Annotated in this window: 16 protein-coding genes; 3 read left to right on the top strand and 13 right to left on the bottom strand. The window is 52.2% G+C overall.

The window, feature by feature from the left end; translation table 11 throughout:
* Nucleotides 1-285 precede the first annotated feature (285 nt).
* Entirely contained in the window at nucleotides 286-885 is a 600-nt protein-coding gene (locus AC5TBW_RS07695) for a tyrosine-type recombinase/integrase (protein ID WP_495511489.1), read from the top strand.
* Between the two features lie 144 nt (nucleotides 886-1,029).
* Here AC5TBW_RS07695 and AC5TBW_RS07690 read toward each other — a convergent pair whose 3' ends face one another.
* The 4 genes from AC5TBW_RS07690 to AC5TBW_RS07675 all read right to left on the bottom strand — a co-directional run bounded on the left by AC5TBW_RS07690 (nucleotide 1,030) and on the right by AC5TBW_RS07675 (nucleotide 5,793).
* Nucleotides 1,030-2,760, bottom strand: a complete 1,731-nt coding sequence (locus AC5TBW_RS07690) for a hypothetical protein (RefSeq protein WP_495511488.1) — start codon at nucleotides 2,758-2,760, stop codon at nucleotides 1,030-1,032.
* On the bottom strand, nucleotides 2,757-4,496 hold the full coding sequence (locus AC5TBW_RS07685; RefSeq protein ID WP_495511487.1) for a hypothetical protein: 1,740 nt from the start codon (nucleotides 4,494-4,496) through the stop codon (nucleotides 2,757-2,759). Before AC5TBW_RS07685 ends, AC5TBW_RS07690 begins: the two co-directional genes overlap by 4 nt.
* 496 nt (nucleotides 4,497-4,992) lie before the next feature.
* Complete coding sequence (locus AC5TBW_RS07680) at nucleotides 4,993-5,154, bottom strand: GNAT family N-acetyltransferase (protein ID WP_495511486.1); 162 nt, start codon at nucleotides 5,152-5,154, stop codon at nucleotides 4,993-4,995.
* Between the two features lie 513 nt (nucleotides 5,155-5,667).
* On the bottom strand, nucleotides 5,668-5,793 hold the full coding sequence (locus AC5TBW_RS07675) for a LysE family transporter (RefSeq protein WP_495511485.1): 126 nt from the start codon (nucleotides 5,791-5,793) through the stop codon (nucleotides 5,668-5,670).
* 1,123 nt (nucleotides 5,794-6,916) lie between these two features.
* Here AC5TBW_RS07675 and AC5TBW_RS07670 point away from each other — a divergent pair.
* Entirely contained in the window at nucleotides 6,917-7,837 is a 921-nt protein-coding gene (locus AC5TBW_RS07670; RefSeq protein WP_495511932.1) for a ketopantoate reductase family protein, read from the top strand.
* 57 nt (nucleotides 7,838-7,894) lie between these two features.
* Here AC5TBW_RS07670 and AC5TBW_RS07665 read toward each other — a convergent pair whose 3' ends face one another.
* From AC5TBW_RS07665 to AC5TBW_RS07625, 9 genes are all read right to left on the bottom strand, one after another.
* Entirely contained in the window at nucleotides 7,895-8,521 is a 627-nt protein-coding gene (locus tag AC5TBW_RS07665; protein WP_495511484.1) for a glutathione S-transferase family protein, read from the bottom strand.
* Between the two features lie 197 nt (nucleotides 8,522-8,718).
* The gene (gene mmsB / locus AC5TBW_RS07660; RefSeq protein ID WP_495511931.1) at nucleotides 8,719-9,627 is read right to left on the bottom strand and encodes a 3-hydroxyisobutyrate dehydrogenase; all 909 of its coding nucleotides are present in this window, start codon (nucleotides 9,625-9,627) and stop codon (nucleotides 8,719-8,721) included.
* 21 nt (nucleotides 9,628-9,648) lie between these two features.
* On the bottom strand, nucleotides 9,649-10,764 hold the full coding sequence (locus AC5TBW_RS07655; protein ID WP_495511483.1) for an enoyl-CoA hydratase/isomerase family protein: 1,116 nt from the start codon (nucleotides 10,762-10,764) through the stop codon (nucleotides 9,649-9,651).
* Nucleotides 10,765-10,802: 38 nt separating this feature from the next.
* Entirely contained in the window at nucleotides 10,803-11,957 is a 1,155-nt protein-coding gene (locus tag AC5TBW_RS07650) for an acyl-CoA dehydrogenase family protein (RefSeq protein ID WP_280106561.1), read from the bottom strand.
* 196 nt (nucleotides 11,958-12,153) lie between these two features.
* Entirely contained in the window at nucleotides 12,154-13,146 is a 993-nt protein-coding gene (locus AC5TBW_RS07645) for a branched-chain amino acid ABC transporter permease (protein WP_495511482.1), read from the bottom strand.
* A 2-nt stretch (nucleotides 13,147-13,148) separates the two neighbouring features.
* Nucleotides 13,149-14,036 (bottom strand): branched-chain amino acid ABC transporter permease, encoded by an 888-nt coding sequence (locus tag AC5TBW_RS07640; protein WP_495511481.1) that lies wholly within the window; start codon nucleotides 14,034-14,036, stop codon nucleotides 13,149-13,151.
* Between the two features lie 80 nt (nucleotides 14,037-14,116).
* Nucleotides 14,117-15,340 (bottom strand): ABC transporter substrate-binding protein, encoded by a 1,224-nt coding sequence (locus tag AC5TBW_RS07635; protein WP_495511480.1) that lies wholly within the window; start codon nucleotides 15,338-15,340, stop codon nucleotides 14,117-14,119.
* A 146-nt stretch (nucleotides 15,341-15,486) separates the two neighbouring features.
* The gene (locus AC5TBW_RS07630; protein ID WP_495511479.1) at nucleotides 15,487-16,230 is read right to left on the bottom strand and encodes an ABC transporter ATP-binding protein; all 744 of its coding nucleotides are present in this window, start codon (nucleotides 16,228-16,230) and stop codon (nucleotides 15,487-15,489) included.
* Nucleotides 16,227-17,033, bottom strand: coding sequence for an ABC transporter ATP-binding protein (locus AC5TBW_RS07625; RefSeq protein WP_495511478.1), 807 nt, complete (start codon nucleotides 17,031-17,033; stop codon nucleotides 16,227-16,229). Before AC5TBW_RS07625 ends, AC5TBW_RS07630 begins: the two co-directional genes overlap by 4 nt.
* 326 nt (nucleotides 17,034-17,359) lie before the next feature.
* Between AC5TBW_RS07625 and AC5TBW_RS07620 the strand changes: the two genes are divergently transcribed.
* Complete coding sequence (locus tag AC5TBW_RS07620) at nucleotides 17,360-17,827, top strand: MerR family transcriptional regulator (protein WP_495511477.1); 468 nt, start codon at nucleotides 17,360-17,362, stop codon at nucleotides 17,825-17,827.
* Nucleotides 17,828-17,900 lie beyond the last annotated feature (73 nt).

Raw genomic sequence — 17,900 nt, 5'->3', positions numbered from 1 at the left:
CAGTGATTATACACCTCTCTACATAACCTCAATTAACCCGACGTCGCGTTCATTCGGGTTATACCACCTTTCATTCACGACCTATCCCATTGAAATCTAAAGAAACTAAGTATAAACAGGCATCATACATAGATTATCGTGCCGACTGCATAACACTGCTGAGCCAGCATGCCGCTTTCGCCGGGAGGGCCGCTTTGGGTCGAGCCCCGACTTTAAATTAACCTTAGCACATGATGTGCACGAATTGATCCATTCTTTGACCTCCACCTGATGGAGGATCATGCCATGAACGTTCCGACTGAAATCTTCTGTACACCTACATCTTGGAATAAAGGCAAGTTGGTTGGACAGAAGGCGCCTCTGCGCCTTCGAGACATCTGGGCCATCCGTGTTCGTCTAAAGCTTGCCAAAAAGACGAGAGACCTCGCCCTCTTCAATTTAGCCATCGATAGCAAATTACGAGGCTGCGACCTCGTCAATTTACGAGTACGGGATATAGCTCATGGTGCGTGTATATCCCCACGAGCGATTGTGATGCAGCAAAAAACGCATCGGCCTGTTCAGTTGGAAATAACCGAGCAAACGCGCATCGCTATTATTGACTGGATACAGCTGGCTCAGCTCCGAAACGAAGACTTCTTATTTCCCAGCCGAATCAATAGCGCAAAGCATCTCTCAACGCGCCAATATGCCCGTATTGTCAAAGCTTGGGTTACCGAAATAGGTCTAGGTGCGTCAATTTATGGCACGCACACGATGCGTCGTACGAAAGCTTCGCTGATATACCGTCGCACGAAAAACTTGAGGGCAGTGCAACTGCTCCTGGGTCATACGAAGCTTGAAAGCACCGTCAGGTATCTAGGGATAGAGGTAGATGACGCTTGAAATGGCAGAACAGACAGAAGTTTGATGAGGGTAAACGACGGCCTATTTCGGGCCGTCGTTGCCCGGCCAAATGCGGACATTGACGGCCCCCGACGGTGCTGCAGCGCAGCTTTCGCCAAAGGGCAAAAAGGCTTCTTGCTCTAACTATGAATGGGGCTCTACCAGAGCCTCATCTGAATTGCTTTGCGGCGGCATCCAAAGTGTTGGCGGGATAGGCAAGCGGTAGTGCCTACAGGCCGTCAAGAAAAGTGGAACCAGTCCTCGCTCCATCGATGTCATTTCAAAAATTGCCCCACACTCCTTGATTGCTAGGTTCAAGGAATCTGCTATCTCCGCATTTCCACGTGCTGGCGACAGGTCAGTCACGCAAATCCCATGGTAGGTATCCCCACGCCAGATTTTTTGGTCTGTCTCCTCATCGGGGAACCACGCCTGATGTGTGCAGTCGGGTATTTTTTGGGAAAGTCGTCTGGAGAATTCTTCAATGAAAACTTGTTCGCCGCAATACTGAAGCCAAGTGAATAGGTAGGGATACAGGACACTGCCAACACAAGCCTCATCACGGTACTCCTGTTCATTACTCGCAGGATGAGCAAGCAGATCGTTGTAGTCGCGAAAACACGTTGGGTATCTGGTATTGGTTAGAAGCGCGAACGATGTGTTCTCAGCCATGGCATGAAACCATGGCATAAATCGCCTGCCTGACGATGTTTGTTGAGCAAGATACATGACCAAGGCTGCCTCGATCATGTGATCGTCCTTGAACGGAGACCCCAAAGTCGGGTTGTTGTTGATCAGGGCCACCAACAAATCGAGCATCTTCTTTGTCTGCTCGTTCAGACTGTGAGCTAACTCGGGGTTCGCCTCCGAGAGAGCTTTCCCGAACAAGTACGTCCAGATTGCACGGGTGGCCGCACGGCCAAGCAAGTCGAACATCGCAAGATTGGCATCGACCGCTTCTCGCGACTTCACCGAAACCGTTAGCGCATGAAGCGTCTCGGCATGAGGATACAGAACCTTCTCAAAATAAACCTCGGACATCATCAAATAGAGCCGGACGTACTGGTCCAAAATTTCCGTCAGAGCGACTTGATGTTTGGTAGGCTTCGTCTTGACGGGTTCTTCGCGCATTGCATCCCAGCAGAACAGCAAGCCCAATTCAGATATCCGATAAACGACATCGAGACTCTTTGCTTCAACCGCCCAGGCGCAAATGGCGTGGAGGCAAATATACGCCTGTCTTAGCCTCAATAGGCGCTCTTTGTCTTTCATGTCCTCTTGTGGGAGAACGATGGCAACAAAACTTCTGGTATATTCATAACAGGTCTCTGGCTCATTCACCATTGCAAGGGCTTTCTGAAAATGCCTGCGCGCCGCTTCGTCCAGCAACTCCCGAGCCAACAAAGATTTTTCCATAAATCCAGCTAACCGGTCTCCATTCCACAACTCAAAACCAATTTTCTCGCTTGCATAAGTCGCTGTGAAGCCGGCCCAGTTTCCTTCAACCGTTTCCTTTAATTCACCCCCCATGCACAGGCAAATTTTGATCGGCAAATCTTGATGTTCTTTGGCAATCTTTGAGCGAATGTACACCTGTAGAATTTCTCGAAGTTCAGGGCCTACTGATTGTGGCCCGGCATCCCAGTCATTGCGCCCAACATCTCCTGCCTTGACACAGAGCAAATAGAGGTATTTCTGCTCATCGTCTGGCAACTGACCGACAGCGGATATATCAACTCCATCTTGGCGGGTTCCGATCATTGGGGTTTTCAGAACCTGCAACCCCATCGCGGAAAGCAGGTTGGGCAACAACGCTTTGTCAAGGTCACCTCGTTCCTTGAGGGACGCCAGATATTCTTTGAGTATCAGTTTCATTTTTCTTTTCTCGGCTCGACCCTGCAAACCAAGAGCAAACGATTAAACCCAACCGGGTCAACTACGGACAAACGAGGAAATTCAACGCTATAGGAGTGTTCGCTCAGGGGGGTGATACTTGGGAACTTTTTGCCATCAGCACCCGTGATCATACTGAAGCTCTTGCGACCGTAGAGCATCGTCGCAGTATGAAACAAATCGCCAAACATAGACATTTTGCGCGCTTGCTTTTGAATATCCGTGTTCCTCTGGTGATCTTTGATCGCCGCCGCTCGTCTCGCTTCATTTGAGGGTTCAAGTTCGCTAAGGTCCTGCGCCTTTTCCAGCCCCTCAATATATGCTGCGTGGTGCGCTATCAGCTCTTGAGCCGCCTTTGCCACATTTGGGGAAGCACTAGACGCTTGTTGCTCAAGATACGGCCTAAGCTCACTAGAGTAGCTAAGGAGCAGCGGTTCCCAAAGGAGATCTTCAATCTCAGGGACAGCATCTGGATGCCCATGTTCGACTAGACTAAGCAGAATTGACGCTGCCGTGATCTCATGCAGCCAAAGAAAGCCGATACATTTTCGGGCTAGAAAGACTTGATCTACCGCTTCTGGAGGTAAGTCTTGCGGCAGGAGAGATAGCGCTGCTCCCTTATCTCCGCCGCTGACCATTTCGGCCAAGAAGCTGCACAAGGAGAAGTCGCCAGAATTAAGCCAGCGCGCGAAAAGGTATGAAGTGTTTGCAGGTTCTTCCCAAACCCATTCGCAAAAGCTATGAAACTGCTTTCTCTTTGCTGGCTGCTCGAAGTGCGGAACCATGGCCTCTATGAACGCGATCACCTCCTTGAATGACCAGCGTTCATCTTTCCAGGTTAGTGCGTTATCTATCCAGTGGCTTGCTGTCTCGAAGCTGGAGGATATGCTTTGTGATCTACTCAATACTGCACTGATAGTTTGCGCTGTGGATGCATTCTTGTGATAGAAAAGCATCGCGCACAGGCGCACCAAGTCGTCATCTGTCGGCTGGGCGAGCAGGGACTTTATCGCTTCGTCTTGCCGATATTTTTCCTTGGTCGCATCATTGTCCCAAATGCGAAAAACGGCCTCAATAGCAGCATTTCGCGCATCATCAGAAGACGGGCTTTGAATTTCCGAAAGGCAAGCATCTATACCAGTTTGGTCGTCCTGTGATGTCATGTTCTTGAGCCTTACTAGGGCGCGAAATCCTATAGATCGGAATTCCGCTCTACTGTCCTCTAAGAAATCTACCAAGTATCCAAAGTCATTGAGACCTTGTAAGGCAAACACACAGGAACGTTGGCAATCCTCTTGGCCGTCTTTTGCGCCTGTAATTATTTTTCTGGCTTGAGAGGGATGTTTTTCGCACCAACGAACGAATGACACAAACGGAGTGTTAGAAGCCCCATCGTTACCTGCTCTCTCGACCAGACACTCAGCAAACTGCTGTACAGCAGGGTAATCATCCACCAAGTGCTCAATTGCGTCAGACAACGCGCCGAACACCATCCAAAAGTCGTTGTGCTCAAGCTGACGTATGGCCACAAGGTTGGCGTCCGAGAGCAGAGCGATCTCACCCGAGTTGTTCAAATCAGCCAAGAAACCGCCAAGTTCCCGTTTTCTGTCTTTGTATTCAAAGTCGAGAATGGTTGGGATAAGGCGTCCGGCGGCATCGCCATCGATAATCAGCTGAGCTAAATCACTTTTTTCTGTCACGCTGCCGGCCTCGTTCACCAATGCATTCTTTGCACAACCATACCGCGCATACCAGTCGTTGGAAACTACTGCCTCTCAACAAGATGCAAGTAATTTTCACACAGACTGTCGCGACTTTTTACCTGCAGCGAACGGCAGCTATCCGCCCTCCACGTCGATGATCCGACATATGCCGCACCCTGCATGACGGTCCGCTTTGGGTCGAAAGCGGACTCCTAAGAAAAGTGTCCCTTAGCAGTAATCCACTGCGTTTAGTCTTATTCAATCAGCATGTAATGGGCCAAATTCGCTTAGCCTCAACGCTACCAGACTATGCTTACTTCCGTCATTAGTAATTAGTCGCCCAGAAAACTGCTTTCTCACCATCGTCCCCTACGCACACGTCGGGCTGGGAACGCGGGGAATTTTCAGAGCCGATGTTTGAGAGCGCCATGGACAGGCGTGAGTTACGATCAGGTATTCAAGTTTAGCTGCCAGTAGCCTACGTCATGCCACTGATCGAACTTGAAGCCTCCTATTCCAAATGGGCTACATTACTCATGCCCATTTTTTCATGCAGTGCGACATTGGCGGAGTTGGGAAGTGTTATGCCGGCAATCACCTTATGAATCCCGCCCTCTTTGAGCATGGAAAAGATCACTTCATACTGTTTTGCGGCCAAGCCCCTGCCGCGCATCTCGTTGGAAAGGGAAATGCTGACTTCGACTGAAAATCGGTAGGCGCTTCTCTCCTTCCATTTAGTCGCATAGGCATAAGCCCAGCATCATCTTCCATTGTCACCATCCAGGGTAAACCCGCCCCCTGAACACTCACTATCCTGCGCTCGATATCGCTACCCGATACTGGCGTCTCTTCAAATGAAATAGCGGTATTTTCAATTTAGTTATTATAAATGTGCGCGATGGCTTCCGAATCGCCCTTTTAGAAATCTCTGATCATAGTTAATTTCGTTTATATTCTGACGAGTTAAGTTTATCTAGCAGCAACATTCAGCCTCCGCTGGAGCGGTCAGCTAGAGTGCCTTTTAAGCTAAAACAAACAGTGATGGCGGCAGTCCCTCATCCCCCCCACCGCGTTGCCAGAAACTCGCCATTACCAATGGGTACAGTGCACGTGGTGAAATTGGGGTCTGCCGATACCAGCGCCATGAATGCCGCTATTTCATCCGCATGGGAATCCAGCGCGAACCTTATTGATCCGGTGTTACCGGCTGCTCCGACGATAAACTGGCACGCAACAGCTTTATGCCCATATACAGCAGGTATATACCGCCGATCCATTTGATAACGGTGAACCAAAAGGCCGAAGTGGCCAAAACAGCCTCCAGCCAAGCAGCGAAAAGAGCAGCGCCGTTGAATCACCCAAGGGCCACCGCAGCGACAAGCGGACTATTGGCGCGCCTGCCTTGGCAATCAAGTAGCTGACCACGGTTAATATCGTTGGCCCAGGAATGGCGAGTAAGGCCGCGGATGCGAGGGCAAAGGCAAAGGCAAAGGCAAAGGCAAAGGGGACATACTCATGAAAAAAGCTTTGAAACTTATGCGCTACTTTTTGTTTGAGAGCACTAGCGTTTGGCTGTTAGAAAAATGTGATTATTAATCCAGTAAATCAATAACCTACTCTGTCTTGAAAGCATTTTATGTCCAATCTTTTTTTATGCGCAGAATCGGATTTTATAGATCAGCATTACTGATGTGACCGGGTAACTGTCAGGTTCAACAATTTATTTAATTTATTTTTATTAGGGTCATCATTATATAACAATGCGCAGTGACGATTTGTGCGCTAATATCAACTCTCAAAAGCTGGCTTTATGCAGCATAATTTTTGTCAACCTATGGATTAATAAAGGTAAATGTCATGAGCAAAGGACAAGACAGTAAAAAAAATACCAAGAAGAAACCACTTTTAACTGCAAAAGAGAAGAAAGCTGCAAAATCAACAAAGAAAAGCGAGACCAATGTGCTAGGGCATTAATTAATCCCTAGCTAACCAAGTACTACGGTGCCCTGCCAAGCCTAATATCGAAAATGCGACATTGTCTAGGCACCGATGTTAATAATCGAACAATTTCATCACCTGTAGCAACTTTAAACTATTACTTTCCGCTTTAGCCTTTCAGCTTTAATACAGCCACACTTTTATAAAAAGCATACCTCTTAGCACCATTATTAACGTTTACCCATATGGTTGAAAACTGTAGACCGTTTCTACCTGTTTGTCTGAAATTGCATAAGTGTTATAACTTTTCAGTGTTCACTGGAGGCTTTAAGCTGTCAACGCCTTGTATTATTTGAAACATTTGGCTTGAGTGATACGTTTTCCTTTTGCGAGACCGCAGTGTAGCAAAGTGTTCTACTGGCCTTTGTCATCTTACCCAGCATTGGCGAACAAGGTATGCTTGGTGGCAATACCACTGAGGAGTAACGTACTCAATGATGGCTTCCCACTGGATACTCGGCCCTGGTGCCATTGGTCGCCTATTGGCCCATTCACTCTCCCCCCTAGCAGCCACCACGCTAATCAGTCGCCGAGCGCTGCCTGAACAGCAAACGCTTACCACGCCTGAAGGCGAACAGTGCGCACTGCCTCTTAATATCCTCACAGTTGCCCAACTGGCTTCTGAAACGCATACGCCCCCTACCTTTGTGCATATCACCACTAAAGCGATGGCCGCTGAGGCGGCGCTTGAAAGCCTCGCTAACGCGATCCCCCCCTCTACTCCGCTGGTGCTGTGGCAAAACGGTTTTTTGGCGCAGCCGCGTATTACCCAGACGTGGCCAGGGCCGGTGTTATGCGCAACAACGACTGATGGGGCTTACCTAAGCGGTGATGATGGCGTGGTACATGCCGGGCGCGGACATACCTTTGTCGGGGATTTGCAGAACCAGCACGACGATCTGTCGGAAGCACTGGCGCAAACATTAGCCCAAGCTGGCCTTGCCGCCACCAAGGTGGATGATATTCGCCAACGTCTGTGGCAGAAGCTAGCGGTGAACGCGGCGATTAACCCACTGGTGGCGTTAAACGGCATTCGTAATGGCGAGCTGCGCGGTGAAGCTTATGCGGGCCGTGTAGTGGCGGTGGTAAAGGAAGTCGCGGCGATTATGTTAGCCGAGGGCATTGCTCCGCCTAATGACGGTATTGGTGAACATGCGTGGTTGGCGTTGGTGTGGCAGGTGGTGGAGAACACCGCGAACAATAAGGCGTCGATGCTGCAGGACGTGGAGGCCAAACGCCCCACCGAGCGCGGGGCGATATTGGGGCCGTTGATTGAGAGTGCCCAGCGCCATGGGTTGGCGTGTGAGATATTGCAGAAGCTGGATGATGACTTAGCGGAGGCTGAGGCAAGCTTTTAGGCCTTACCTAGTGCAGCTTCGCTGCCCTCCCGCATGTACATCATTTAGATGCAAGCATCACGTAACTGGAATCATCACGACCTTTTGGAAGCTAGGTAATTCAGTGAGCTGTTGGTACCAGCGTTCCAGATGGGAATGGGTTTGCCAGGTAAGGCCACTGTTGAGCATGTTGTAAACGAAGGGCGCGATGGCGATATCGCCCAGGCCAAAAGCGTCGCCGGAAAACCAGGTCTGATTCGCCAGTGCGTTATCCATTATGGCAAATAGCACTTCGCACTCTTTCACCGCTGCTTCGATGGCGGCGTTATCGCGCTTTTCGGCGGGTGTTCTGACAAAGCCCATCAATATCTTGCGATGGGCTGGGGTCAACGTGCTGTTAGCCCACTCCATCCATTTTTCCATCTGCGCGCGTTTGGCGGGCGCTTCAATCCATAGCTTGTTCTGGCCATATTGGGCGGCCAGGTAGCGAATAATGGCGTTGGATTCCCACAGCACGCTATCGGTGGCGTCGTCTTTGAGTAGCGGCACTAAACCTGTGGGGTTCATGGCTAGGTACTCTGGGGTGTTGTTGACCCCATGCTGAAGGCCCGCCTGAATCTGCTCAAAGGGCAGTTCCAGTTCTTCTAGTACCCACAGCACTTTTTTGACGTTGGTGGAGTTGTTGCGGCCCCAAAGCGTAATCATGGTTGTCCTTTTTATGTGAGGATAGTGAGGAAGCTGAGTTTGCCGTGTGTGGGGGTGGGTGGCAAGTTGGTTGAATTTGGCTTTATGGAGCATGGAGGGGATGCAGGGGCGGCGTTGCCGCCCATCGCGGGTGCCTCATATCGCTCGTTCCTCACGACATTCGTTACCGCGCGCTACAACCCCTATCCTCTTACTTTTTACGCCTCATCTTGATATAGCTTCATTAGGCTTGAGAAATCGAGCTTGCCGTTGCCTTTCGCTTTATGCAGGGTGAACAGCGAGCGGGCAGCGGAGCCCATGGGGACGGCGGAAGCGCTTTGCTGGCTGACATCCATGGCGAGGCCTAGATCCTTGATCATCAGGTCAACCTGGAAGCCGCCCTGGTAATTTTTGGATGCGGGCGCGTTTTCCATGACGCCTGGGTAGGGGTTATACACATTCAACGCCCAGTTGCCGCCGGAACTCTGCTTCATGATTTCTGAAATCACCGCTGGGTCCAGTCCGTTTTTAACGCCCATATTGATCGCTTCGCAGGTGCCCGCCATCAGAATAGAGAGCAGCATGTTGTTGCAGACTTTGGCCACCTGCCCCGCACCATGGTCACCGGCGTGGAAGATGTTTTTACCCATCACGTCCAGCACCAATTTGGCCTGTTCGAACTGGGGTTCTGAGCCGCCGACGATAAACGTCAGCGTACCCGCCTGAGCACCGCCTACCCCGCCGGAAACCGGCGCATCTACAAAGCCGATGCCTAGCTTCTCGCCTTCGGCCGCGACGCTACGGGCGGTATCAGCATCAATCGTGGAGCAGTCGATCACCAGCGCGCTTTTTTTAATCACCTCAAAAAGCGGCGTATCACCCTCAACATACAGCGCGCGCACATGCTTACCTGCGGGCAGCATAGAGATGACAAAGTCCGCGCCAGTGGCGGCTTCTTGGGCCGAAAAAGCGACTTCGCAGCCGTTGGATTTGGCTGTTTCCAGTGCGTCTTCCGAAAGGTCAAAAGCGCGAACGTTAAACCCTGCTTTCGAAAGGTTGGCGGCCATCGGGCCACCCATATTGCCTAAGCCGATAAATGCAACAGTCGTCATCTTTATTGTCCTTATTAGCGTATTTGGAGTATTGAGTTAGCGTAGATCCGACAAAGGATTGTGCAACCAGGGAGAATCGAGTAGCTCGTTGATAAAGTGCGTCTCTACCGAGGCCACATCCGGGTATGTCCAAGCTGGCTGGCCGTCTTTATCGACTAGCAGCGCACGAACACCCTCGGGAAACTCGCGGTGGCGGCAGCACTGTACAGATAGCGCCATTTCAGATTGGAACACTTCCGCTAACGACATATATTTGGCGCGCTTTAACTGCGCATCGATCAGTTTGACCGACACCGGGCTACCGTGAGCGAGCGTTTTCTGTGCTTTGCTAAACCACTTATTGTCGCTTTTTACCGCCGTAATAGCGGCGACAATTTGCTCCACGCTGTCGTGATCCATTAACTCGCGAATCAATGGTGAGTGCTGGTAAACGGGCGCTTCCAACTCGGCGAACACAGGCTGCGATGTTTGCTCAAGCTCACGCATAATGCGGTTAACCACGCCGCTGGCATCGGTGTTTTCACCGGCTCCCCAGCGTGCGTCAGTCAGTTGCTGCAACAGGGCATCGCGGTGATGGCTGGCGATACAGCGGTCAGCCAAGCCGAGGTGTACGGCATCTGGCGCATTGATTTGGCAGCCGGTCATGGCTAGAAAACGCCCCGCGCCGTTAGGCAGGCGGTTCAAGAACCAGCTGGCGCCCACATCCGGGTAGAGGCCGATAGTGACTTCAGGCATTGCCAAGCGCGATGTCTCGGTCACGACACGGTGGCTGCTAGCACTTAATAACCCCATGCCGCCGCCCATCACAATGCCATTGCCCCAGCAGATCACCGGTTTGGGGTAGGTGTGCAAGAGGAAATCAAGCCGATACTCGGTTTCGAAAAAGCGCTCTGGAAAGCTGGGGTCGCCCTCGCCGGTAATCGTTTTATACAGATTCACCACGTCGCCGCCAGCACAAAAGGCTTTTTCGCCTGCGCTATCCAACAAAATTGCGACCACCCGCTCATCACTGGCCCAGGTGTGAAGACGGGGCAACATCTCTTCGCACATCTCAAGCGTTAACGCGTTCAGCGAGCGCTCGGCGTTGAGCTTAATCTCAGCAATCACGTGACCGTCTTGGGTGGCATGTTCGGTAAACAGTACGCTGCTCATTGGCCTTCCTTATACGTCGCTATCTTATTCATCATTGTTTACAGCTCGGTGGCGCCGTCTGCTAGTACCCGGCGAGAGATGATCAATCGCATGATTTCATTGGTACCTTCCAGTATCCGGTGTACCCGGGTATCGCGCACATAGCGCTCCATGGGGTACTCCTTGATATAGCCGTTGCCGCCGTAAAGTTGAAGCGCTTCGTCACATACCTTGAAGCCCACATCGGTCGCGAAGCGTTTGGCCATGGCACAGTAGGTCGGTGCGTCTGCATGGCCTGCGTCCAGCTTGGTAGCGGCCATGCGCACCAGCTGCCGCGCCGCCACCAGCTCAGTGACCATATCGGCCAAGCGGAACTGCAGCGCCTGGAACTCGGCTAAGCGTTTACCAAACTGTTTACGCTCGAGCATATATTCGCGCGCCTTATTGATCGCCTGCTGGGCGGTGCCGATTGAGCAGGTAGCAATGTTGATCCGCCCACCGTCCAGGCCCTTCATGGCGATTTTAAAACCATCGCCTTCGTTGCCCAGTAAATGATTAGCGGGCACCCTCACATCTTCAAAGGTGATCATGCGGGTTGGCTGGCTGTTCCAGCCCATTTTTTCTTCCTTGCGACCGTAGCTAATGCCATCGCTCTTGGCATCGACTGCAAAGGCGGAAACGCCGCTAGCACCTTCGCCACCGGTACGTGCCATCACCACCAGGAAATCGGTGCTACCAGCGCCTGAAATAAACATTTTGCTGCCATTAATTACATAGTCGTCGCCATCGCGCTTGGCGGTGGTTTTCAGCGAGGCGGCGTCAGAACCTGAATTGGGTTCGGTCAGGCAGTAAGAACCCAGCAGCTCGCCCGTGGCCAGCCTTGCGCCCCACTGCTCTACCGCTTCCGGGGTGCCAAAATCCGCCAGCATCCAGGTGACCATATTGTGGATCGTCAGATAAGCAGTGGTCGAGGTGCAGCCCATGGAGAGCTGTTCGAAAATGATGCTGGCATCCAGGCGCGAAAGGCCCAACCCACCCACGCTTTCAGGTGCATATAAGGAGCAAAAACCCAGCTCACCCGCTTTGCGAATCACATCAACCGGAAAGAACGAGGTTTGGTCCCATTCGGCAGCATGGGGCTCTAACTCGTTTTGGGCAAAGGCTCGCGCCATATCGGCAAAGGCGACCTGGTCTTCGTTGAGTTCAAAATTCATGGCGTATCTCCGCGAATGCGCGTGCGCACTGCTGTTGTCGTTATAATTGACGTTAACGTTAACTTATCCATTTAGCTGCCCACAAGCAACCTGCCAGCGCTTGCGACCTTAGGCGTAGACTCAGTAAAGAAATCAAAAAAAGGGCGCCAAACGGCGCCCAACATCGGGAAGAGAGTCTGCTCTTTTAAAAAAACGCTTACTTAAAGTTTTTGCGATACATCTTGTCCAGCTCACCGATTATCCCGCTGCGGAAACTGAGCACACAGATCACAAAAATAATGCCAAGAATTACGCTCACCCAGTTGCCCAGGGGCGACTGAGCCAGGATATGCTGCAGGCTGACCACAATACCTGCCCCCATTAAGGGGCCCAGCAAGGTGCCCACACCGCCCAGTAGTGTCATCAAAATCACTTCACCCGACATATGCCAATGCGCATCGGTCAGTGAAGCCAGCTGGAAGACAACGGTTTTGGTCGAGCCTGCCAAGCCTGCTAATCCTGCAGAGATCACGAACGCCACGAGTTTGTAAGCATCGGCGTTGTAGCCCAGCGATACGGCGCGGGGCTCGTTTTCACGAATCGCTTTTAGCACCTGGCCAAACGGTGAGTGCACCGTGCGCTGAATCAACGCGAAGCCAAAGATAAAAATCGCGAAAACAAAGTAGTACATTGCTAAATTGCTGCTCAGGCTGATAAATCCAAACAGCTCACCGCGGGGTACGCCGTGCAAGCCGTCCTCGCCGCCGGTAAACGGCGCCTGCACAAACATGAAGTAGGCCAGCTGGGCGATTGCCAGGGTCACCATGGCAAAATAGATGCCCTGGCGGCGAATGGAGAGCACCCCAAACACGACTCCAAGCAGCGTGGCCAGCAACGTCCCGGCGATAATACCCAGCTCCGGCGTTAACCCTGGATAGCTCGCCAACAGGTAACCCGTTACGTAACCGCCGGTAGCCAGGAAGGCCGCATGGCCGAAAGACAGCAGCCCCGCATAACCAAGCAGTAGATTGAAAGCACAGGCAAACAGCGCAAAACAGAGCACTTTCATTAGGAATACGGGGTAGGCCAAAAATGGCGCTACCAGCCCCACTACGATGAGCGCCAGATAGAACATATTGCGGCGGAACTTCGCCCGCTTCTGGCGTTCCTGTACCGCGGATGGTGCCGCGATTGTTTGAGATTCCGTCATGCTTATGCCTCCTTACCGAACAGCCCCGCAGGGCGCAACATGAGCACGAGGATCATGACAAGAAAGATCACCGTATTAGCGGCTTCCGGATAGTAGACCTTGGTCAGCCCTTCGATAATGCCCATACCGAGACCGGTAATAATGGCGCCTAGAATCGAGCCCATACCGCCAATGACTACCACCGCAAACACCACGATTAACAAACTCGAACCCATGGTCGGCGATACCGGATAAAGCGGCGCTGCCAACACACCGGCAAAGGCTGCCAAACCAACCCCAAACCCATAGGTTAGCGTGATCAACAGCGGCACATTAACGCCAAACGCCTGCATCAACTGCGAGTTTTCAGTGCCCGCGCGCAGGTAAGCACCCAACCGCGTACGCTCGATCATAAACCAGGTAAACAGGCACATCGCCAGCGCCGCCACCAGCACCCAGGCGCGGTAAGTAGGTAAGAACATAAAGCCCAGGTTCAAACCTCCCTGAAAAATTTCCGGCGTAGCGTAGCGCGCACCGGAAACACCGAAGAAGTTGACCAGCGTGCCCTCAAAAATCAGCGCTAAACCGAAGGTTAACAACAGCCCGTAGAGGTGGTCTAAATGAGCAATACGGCGCAGTAAAAAGCGCTCTAGCAGCACACCAAAACCACCGACGACTAGCGGCACTAAAAACAGCGCCAGCCAGTAATTGATACCCAAATAGCGAAAGCCCAACAGCGCGGCGAAGGCTCCCAGCATGTATTGCGCCCCATGGGCAAAGTTGACGATCTTCAACAAGCCGAAGATGACCGCCAGGCCCAAGCTAAGCAGTGCGTAAAAGGCGCCATTCACTAGGCCCAGCGTTAGCTGACCCATGAAGACGGCCATTGGCACGCCGAATATCATCATCATGATACGACTCTCCTCGCCGTCTAACAGTTGGCGGCCACTTGCCGCCAACCGGTTCTACACGCCACTCTCAGTGGCTCGGCTTAGTTCTGCACCAGCTTGCACTGGCTTTCAGACAGCGGGCGATAGGCTTCTTCGGCGGGAATAGTGCTGAGGATTTCGTAAAGATCCCACTCACCGGTGGACGCTTCCGGCGTTTTCACTTGGGCGAGGTACATGTCGTGAATCATGCGGCCATCTTCACGGATAGTGCCGTTGCGGGCAAAGAAGTCTTCAATAGGCATTTCAGCCATTTGTGCGCGCACGGTTTCAGGGTCGTCGGTACCCGCCGCTTCAACGGCTTTTAGGTAGTGCATGGTGCTGGAGTAGATACCGGCTTGCACCATGGTGGGCATGCGGCCTACTTCATCAAAGTAACGCTGCGCCCATTCGCGGGACTGCTCATCCATATCCCAGTACCAACCGGTAGTCAGTAACAGGTTCTGGGTGGCTTCCAGGCCAAGGGCGTGCACGTCATTCAAGAAAATCAATAGACCTGCAAGCTGCTGCCCGGATTGGGCCAGGCCAAACTGACTGGCCGTGGTGATCGCGTTAACGGTATCGGCACCGGCGTTGGCCAAGCCAACAATTTTCGCGCCGGAGCCTTGCGCCTGCAGGATGTAGGAGGAGAAGTCGTTAGTGGGGAATGGGTGGCGCACGCCGCCGACAATTTCGCCGCCGCTCTCTTCGACGACTTTGGTGACATCGGCCTCCAGCGCATGGCCAAAGGCGTAGTCAGCGGTCAGCATAAACCACGTATCGCCGCCCTGCTCTACGACGGCCTTGGCGGTGCCGTTGGCCAGCGGGTAAGTGTCATACACCCAGTGAATATGGTTAGGAGTACAGTGTTCATTGGTAATGCTAGATGCCGCCGAGCCGGACACAATACCCAGGCCGTTGTTCTCTTCCAGCACTTTGGTTACCGCAATAGACACCGAAGACGCGACCAAGCCGCCCACCATATCGACGTTATCCTGATCGATCCAGCCACGCACGGTATTAGCCCCCACGTCAGCACTGTTCCGATCGTCTGCACTGGAAATAACGATGGGTGCGCCATTTACGCTGCCGCCAAAATCGGCGACTGCCATCTCCATGGCGGTCAAGCCGCCTGGGCCAGCGAGGTCGCGATAAGTACCGGACATATCGGCCAGATAACCAATGCGGACTTCACCATCGCTCATATCCGCCTGGGCGGTGGAAATAGCGAGGCTTGAAGCTGCCGCAACGGCGATACTGGCAGTCAGCGTTTTTTTCATAAAGGTCATGTTCGACTCCTGGCCCTGAGGCCCTTGTTGTTATGGTATAGCTGTTATGGTGTGCTTGAGCAGTTGTGAAACGATCTACTAAGTGAATGGTTCATTTATTGTTTTTGTGAGCAGCGAGCATGCCTTCAGGCGCGTCTGCTGGTGTCTTATACCCCTAGCATTGAGTTGAGGTGTTCCCGGCGCGATGGTAGCTGCGCGGCGCTGATTTCTTCGACTATCTGGCCGTGATCCATCACGAAGTGGCGATCCGCAAGCGGCGCCGCAAAGCGAAAGTTCTGCTCCACAAGCACAATGGTCATACCGCGCTCTTTTAGCTGAACCAACACTTCGGCAAGTTTCTGCACAATGACGGGCGCAAGCCCCTCGGTGATTTCATCGAGCAACAGCATTCGCGCTCCCGTGCGCAAGATACGCGCCATGGCTAGCATCTGCTGCTCCCCTCCGGAAAGCCGCGTCCCCTGGCTTCTACGCCGCTCATAAAGATTCGGAAACATGGCGTAGATTTCGTCCAGGCTCATACCGCCGGAACGCACAGTGGGCGGTAGTAATAGGTTTTCGTGCACATCCAAACTGGCAAAAATACCGCGCTCTTCCGGGCAGTAACCCACCCCTAGACGCGGAATATGGTGTGGCTTCATGCGCAGCGTTTCATTGCCGTTAATCACGATAGAGCCCGTGCGGCGCCCCACCATGTTCATGATCGATTTCAACGTGGTGCTTCGCCCAGCGCCATTGCGTCCCAGCAGCGTCACAAGCTCGCCACGCTTCACGTCGAAATTGACGCCATGCAGGATATGCGATTCACCATAAAAAGCGTGCAGATCCTGCACGCGTAACATTTCGAGGCTTTGCGTGTTTTCAATAGGCGCTTGGGCTTCAGCGGTATTCATACGGCAGCTCCCTCTTTTTCAGAACCATCCTCTTCCGCGGCGTCGCTACCCATGTAGGCTTCACGCACCTGTGGGTTACGAGAGACCGTATCGTAATCGCCCTCCGCTAAAACAGCGCCACGCGCCAGCACGGTGATGCGATCGCACAGGCGGCTCACAACGCTCAAGTTATGTTCGACCATCAAAACGGTGCGCCCTTGAGAAACGCGTTTGATCAGCGCCACGATGCGATCGACATCTTCCGCGCCCATGCCTTGGGTGGGTTCATCGAGCAGCATCATGGTCGGGTCCAGTGCCAGCGTGGTAGCAAGTTCAAGTGCCCGCTTGCGACCATAGGGCATCTCTACCGTTAGGGTATCGGCGTATTCCCGCAGCCCCACTTCTTCCAGCAGCTCAAGCGCTCGCTCATTAAGGTGATCGAGGGATTTTTCGGATTTCCAGAAATGGAACGAGGTGCCCAATTTTCGCTGCAGGGCCACTCGCACGTTTTCCAAGGCAGTCATGTGGGCGAACACTGCTGAAATCTGAAACGAGCGCACTAAGCCTAACTGGGCAATTTCATTGGATTTTTTACTAGTAATGGATTTACCGCGATACAAAATGTCGCCACGGGTAGGCGGTAGAAACTTGGTCAACAAATTAAATACAGTCGTTTTACCGGCACCATTGGGACCAATCAGTGCGTGTATATGTCCTTCCTGTACCTGAAGATTAACGTCGTCGACGGCGGTAAACCCACGGAACTCTTTGGTCAGTCCTCGGGTTTCGAGGACAGGTCCCTGAAGGACATCGTTTGCACTCATAGAGTGGCAAGCCTCTTATTGTTGTTGTGCTAAATCTTTACAGGCAAACCAAAAAGGGCTGCTTATGGCTTACCTGAACGTAAGGTGTATGTGCAAACTAGCAACTCTCACTATGGCAATACAATTACAACTTTGGTCTATCGACAAGATGATCCTGAATTCATAACTGCTTTCAAAACATAAATATCAGTGACTTACATCATTTCAACGCTTTTCAACTGCTCACAACAATAGCTTTACGTTAACGTAAACTTGTTTTAGCCTCAGTGGCAGTGTTCCATAGGCGTCATATATCGGGAACAACGACTTTGTGAGAGAACGTCACCATGAGCAAAACTTACTCGATCAGTGAACTGGCCAATGAGTTTGATTTAACCACTCGTAGCATTCGCTTCTATGAAGATCAGGAGCTGCTCCACCCTTCCCGGCGTGGGCAAACCAGGGTTTACAGCAGTAAAGACCGAGTGCGGCTGAAACTCACCATTCGTGGCAAGCGGCTGGGGTTTTCATTGGCAGAGATTCGCGAACTGTTCGAGCTTTGGGACGAAACCCGCAGCGGTAGCAAAAAACAGTTGCATCTAATGCTTAGCAAAATAGGCGAACGCCGTGCGGCGCTGGATCAACAAATGAAAGACATCACCATGGTGCAGCTAGAGCTTGAGAGCGCTGAAATACGCTGCCGCCAGGCGCTCGAAGAACTGCTCGAAAAAGAGCCTCAGGAAAAACAAAACGAACAGGAGCATGCCGGCTCGACCGACAAAGCGTCTGCCCGCTCTTCTGCCACCATGCACTGAACTCGTCGCACGACATATCGCCAGCGCGACTCGCCGACACAAATAGCTAACACAAGCTAATACAAAAATCTGC

The sequence above is a fragment of the Vreelandella sp. ssv genome (genome assembly GCF_059448525.1).
The sequence above is the reverse complement of the archived record's forward strand: the minus strand, read 5'-3'. Positions and strand labels throughout refer to the sequence as shown.

What these genes read in the sequence shown, in the direction of transcription:
- AC5TBW_RS07695 (WP_495511489.1), top strand. Translation starts at nt 286, where the DNA reads ATGAACGTTCCGACTGAAATCTTCTGTACACCTACATCTTGGAATAAA.
- AC5TBW_RS07690 (WP_495511488.1), bottom strand. Translation starts at nt 2,760, where the DNA reads ATGAAACTGATACTCAAAGAATATCTGGCGTCCCTCAAGGAACGAGGT.
- AC5TBW_RS07680 (WP_495511486.1), bottom strand. Translation starts at nt 5,154, where the DNA reads ATGCGCGGCAGGGGCTTGGCCGCAAAACAGTATGAAGTGATCTTTTCC.
- AC5TBW_RS07670 (WP_495511932.1), top strand. Translation starts at nt 6,917, where the DNA reads ATGGCTTCCCACTGGATACTCGGCCCTGGTGCCATTGGTCGCCTATTG.
- AC5TBW_RS07665 (WP_495511484.1), bottom strand. Translation starts at nt 8,521, where the DNA reads ATGATTACGCTTTGGGGCCGCAACAACTCCACCAACGTCAAAAAAGTG.
- AC5TBW_RS07655 (WP_495511483.1), bottom strand. Translation starts at nt 10,764, where the DNA reads ATGAGCAGCGTACTGTTTACCGAACATGCCACCCAAGACGGTCACGTG.
- AC5TBW_RS07650 (WP_280106561.1), bottom strand. Translation starts at nt 11,957, where the DNA reads ATGAATTTTGAACTCAACGAAGACCAGGTCGCCTTTGCCGATATGGCG.
- AC5TBW_RS07645 (WP_495511482.1), bottom strand. Translation starts at nt 13,146, where the DNA reads ATGACGGAATCTCAAACAATCGCGGCACCATCCGCGGTACAGGAACGC.
- AC5TBW_RS07640 (WP_495511481.1), bottom strand. Translation starts at nt 14,036, where the DNA reads ATGATGATGATATTCGGCGTGCCAATGGCCGTCTTCATGGGTCAGCTA.
- AC5TBW_RS07635 (WP_495511480.1), bottom strand. Translation starts at nt 15,340, where the DNA reads ATGACCTTTATGAAAAAAACGCTGACTGCCAGTATCGCCGTTGCGGCA.
- AC5TBW_RS07630 (WP_495511479.1), bottom strand. Translation starts at nt 16,230, where the DNA reads ATGAATACCGCTGAAGCCCAAGCGCCTATTGAAAACACGCAAAGCCTC.
- AC5TBW_RS07625 (WP_495511478.1), bottom strand. Translation starts at nt 17,033, where the DNA reads ATGAGTGCAAACGATGTCCTTCAGGGACCTGTCCTCGAAACCCGAGGA.
- AC5TBW_RS07620 (WP_495511477.1), top strand. Translation starts at nt 17,360, where the DNA reads ATGAGCAAAACTTACTCGATCAGTGAACTGGCCAATGAGTTTGATTTA.